Here is a 3,405-nt window from a genome sequence, read left to right on the forward strand (position 1 = left end):
GTGTAAAGATAAATATTGAGGTCCTAAACCGAACTAATACTGATATTTTATTTAATTCTGTTACTCTTGCGTCGGAATCTTATAAGCAGGATAAAATACCCTTAGCTAATAATCAAAAAAAGAACCTTGTATTAGATCTTAAAATACCTGAAGATCAGCCTTATACCAGTCCTTATTGGCTGGTAGAAAAGGGAAGTCTGGGCATGTACAAAGTAAATGATCCGCAACTAATAGGAAACCCTGAAACCATACGCCCATTTCACGCAAGCTTTGAATTGGAATTTAACGGGTATTCAATAAAAATAGAAAAACCGGTTATTCATAGATATTCAAAACCTGATAAAGGGGAGCTGTATGAACCTTTTGAGATTATTCCGGAAGCTACTGCCAGATTTGGTGATAAGGTATTAATCTTTGCTGACCGAGCTCCAAGAAATATACCTGTAACCATTACAGCACATAAAAGCGGACTTAAAGGTAAAGTGGAATTGGGCCATAATAAAGGTTGGGTGGTAGATGAGGAATTTATAGAATTTGAAATTGCAAACAAGGGTGATGAAAAGACAGTTGTTTTTACGCTAACCCCTCCTGCAGAGGAAGACGAATGTCTGATAACCCCCATTATCCACATTGATGGTAAAGAATTGGATAAAGAATTAATTGAGATTACCTATGACCATATCCCAACTCAAACCGTTTTGATTCATTCCGAAGCCAAAGTTGTAAGACTGAACATTAAGAAAGTTGGAGAGCATATTGGGTATATAATGGGTGCCGGAGATGAGGTGCCTGAGAGCCTGGAACAGATAGGTTATACCGTTCATTTAATTGATCCCACAGCTATAGAATCGGGTAGTCTAAACAAATATGACGCGGTTGTTACAGGGATCAGGGCATATAACGTTATAGAAGAGCTTGAATTTAAACAACGTTTTTTACTGGAATATGTAGAGCAGGGAGGAAACCTTATAATACAATATAACACTGCGGGGCGCAGAGACGCCTCTTTTAAAGATCTGGCCCCCTACCCTCTTAAAATATCCAGAGACCGCATTACTAATGAGGATTCTGAGGTAAAGATTATTGCAAGTGATCATTCCGTTATTAATTTTCCCAATACCATTACAAATTTGGACTTTGAGGGTTGGGTTCAGGAGAGAGGACTTTACTTTCCTGATGAATGGGATCCCAAATTCACACCTATTCTACAAATGAATGACAAAGGAGAATCGCCAACCAATGGAGCACTTCTTGTAGCACCATATGGTAAGGGAAATTATATTTATACCGGAATAAGTTTTTTTAGAGAACTTCCTGCAGGGGTTTCCGGCGCCTATAAGTTATTTGCAAATATTCTATCTTTAGGAAAAGAACAAATAGATAACACTACAGATATTAAAGGCAAATGATGCTAGACAAACTTACCTGGAAAAAGGAATATACACTGGTCTTGATTCTCAATACGATATACATCCTTATTTTTTATTTTATCATGACCATTTACAGTTGAAATGGAAAAACTGGACTGGATTATACTTAGTGGAACCCTCTTGTTTATCGTAGTTTACGGGGTATGGAAAACAAGAGGTAATAAAAACGTCAACGACTACGTCCTGGGCGGAAATAAATCCAAATGGTGGACCATCGGTCTTTCCGTGATGGCTACACAGGCCAGCGCTATTACTTTTCTCTCTACACCAGGACAGGCTTTTCACGACGGAATGGGTTTTGTTCAATTCTATTTTGGCCTTCCCATTGCCATGATTATTATATGTATCGTATTTATTCCATTATATCACAAACTTAAGGTATATACGGCCTACGAATTTCTTGAAAGAAGGTTTGATCTTAAAACCCGTACCCTTGCAGCCGTATTGTTTTTAATACAACGCGGCCTTGCAGCAGGAATTACAATTTTTGCTCCTTCCATAATCCTTTCTGCCGTCTTGGGGTGGGACTTAAAAACCTTGAATATTATTATTGGCTCCTTAGTTATCATTTATACCGTTTCCGGCGGTACAAACGCAGTAAGTGTTACCCAAAAACAGCAAATGTTTGTAATTATGACAGGGATGTTTATTGCTTTCTTTTTTATTCTGGGTTATTTGCCTGCAGATATCACATTTACCAAAGCCTTGAAAATTGCAGGAGCAAGTGATAAATTAAATATATTAGATTTCAGTTTCAATCCGCGGAGTAGATATACTTTCTGGAGTGGCATTACAGGAGGAATGTTTCTTATGCTGGCATATTTCGGAACAGATCAAAGTCAGGTTCAACGATATCTTTCCGGTAAATCCATCAGGGAAAGTCAGTTAGGTCTTATTTTTAATGGGATCTTAAAAATCCCTATGCAATTTTTTATTCTCCTGGTTGGGGTTATGGTTTTTGTATTTTATCAGTACAATCCATCGCCTTTAAATTTTAATCCTGCAGCAACTAATGCCATAATGCAATCGTCCTATGCGGAAGATTATAAATTATTGGAAGAAAGTCATAAAAATTTGGAAATTGAAAAGAAAATAGCGCAGGATGAATATTCCACAGCATTGGATTTAAAGGATCAAGACGTTACTTCCGAAGCCAAAAATGAAATGCTCCTGATAATTGAAAAAGAAAAAAACAACAGGGAAGCGGCAAAGGCAATGATTAAAAAGGCAGATGATGCTGTTGAGACAAACGATAAGGATTATGTATTTATCCATTTTATCCTAAATTATCTCCCCAAAGGTTTAGTAGGTCTTTTATTAGCAGTTATTCTATCTGCAGCAATGTCTTCCACAGCCTCCGAATTAAATGCCCTTGGTACAATTTCCGCACTGGACCTTTATAAAAGAAATAAAAAGGATGAATACTCCCCGGAACACTATGTAAAGGTTTCTAAGTTATTTACCCTACTTTGGGGAATAGTGGCTATTCTTATAGCCTGTGTGGCAAACCTCTTTGACAATCTGATCCAATTAGTCAATATCATCGGATCTATTTTTTATGGAAACATATTGGGCATGTTTTTACTAGCCTTCTTCTTCCGGTTTGTAAAAGGGAATGCTGTTTTTATCGCGGGTATTATCACCCAGGTGGTTGTGATATTTGTATGGTATTTAGATTGGATGGGGTATTTGTGGTTAAATGCTTTAGGCTGTCTATTTGTTATATTATTGGCTGTTATATTCGAATCATTTGACAGACTTCATAAGAACCCTCCCATTAAAACTTAATAAAATCTGACATCCGGAGATAGTACATTTAATTAATGTTACTTATTCTTATAGGAAATAAAAAAACCCCAACCAAAAAGGCTGGGGTTTTTAAATAATTATTATTTTGAAAGAATTACAATGCCCCCCATTCTTTAAGAGAGTCTTTGTTCATCTTTACATAATCTGCATTGCCAGCCGCTTCAGC

The 3,405-nt window shown here is 36.9% G+C and carries 1 protein-coding gene and 1 pseudogene; both read left to right on the forward strand.

Features of this window, described 5'->3' with window-relative positions; translation table 11 throughout:
* Positions 1-1,409, forward strand: a pseudogene (locus WBN20_RS09435) (LmbE family protein); the annotation flags it as partial.
* Positions 1,410-1,511: 102 nt separating this feature from the next.
* On the forward strand, positions 1,512-3,218 hold the full coding sequence (locus WBN20_RS09440) for a sodium:solute symporter (protein WP_424281500.1): 1,707 nt from the start codon (positions 1,512-1,514) through the stop codon (positions 3,216-3,218).
* The last annotated feature ends 187 nt before the right edge of the window (positions 3,219-3,405 follow it).

It is taken from the genome of Eudoraea sp. (assembly GCF_049665975.1).
Classification (GTDB): Bacteria; Bacteroidota; Bacteroidia; order Flavobacteriales; family Flavobacteriaceae; genus Eudoraea.

Bases quoted from the DNA above. Each gene is read 5' to 3' on its own strand.
- WBN20_RS09440 (WP_424281500.1), top strand. From the start codon at position 1,512: ATGGAAAAACTGGACTGGATTATACTTAGTGGAACCCTCTTGTTTATC.